General features: G+C 64.3%; 1 pseudogene. It reads left to right on the top strand.

Annotated features, from left to right (window positions below):
• Nucleotides 1–420, top strand: a pseudogene (locus A3728_RS21510) (type IV secretion system protein B4); the annotation flags it as partial.
• Between the last annotated feature and the right edge of the window lie 39 nt (nucleotides 421–459).

Genomic DNA, 459 nt, shown 5'->3' with positions numbered 1-459 from the left:
TGGAAGCTGCTTGACGATCCCTACTTCGGCGCGCGGCTGGAAAACTGGCTGGTGACGCTGCGCAAGATGAACTGCGTCGTGATCATGATGACGCAGTATCCGAGCCAGCTGCGCGATAGCCGCGTCGGCAAGACCATCGTCGAGACGGTCCCGACCCAGATCCTCTTCCCGAACGACCGTGCCACGATCTCCGATTACGACTTTCTGCGCGTGAACGCCAAGGAGGCTGCCCTCCTCGTGCAGCCCACAATCGGCCAGCGCATCGCGCTCGTGCGCTCGGCGGGCGACAGCGTCTTTGTCGATGCCGATCTCTCCGCCCTCGGCACCCTCCTCCCCATCCTTGGCGGCGGCGCCACCGGCGAGGCCCGTGTGCCCGCCGATTGGCGCGCCAATCCTGATTTCTGGAGACATGTTATATGAGTTCGAAACCCCTCCTCGCGCTTTGTGCCGCCGCAGGCC

The sequence above is a fragment of the Sulfitobacter sp. HI0040 genome, from assembly GCF_001634885.1.
In the GTDB taxonomy this organism is placed as follows: Bacteria; Pseudomonadota; Alphaproteobacteria; order Rhodobacterales; family Rhodobacteraceae; genus Sulfitobacter.
Note: the sequence above shows the minus strand (reverse complement) of the source record. Positions and strands in the feature narration are given on the sequence as shown.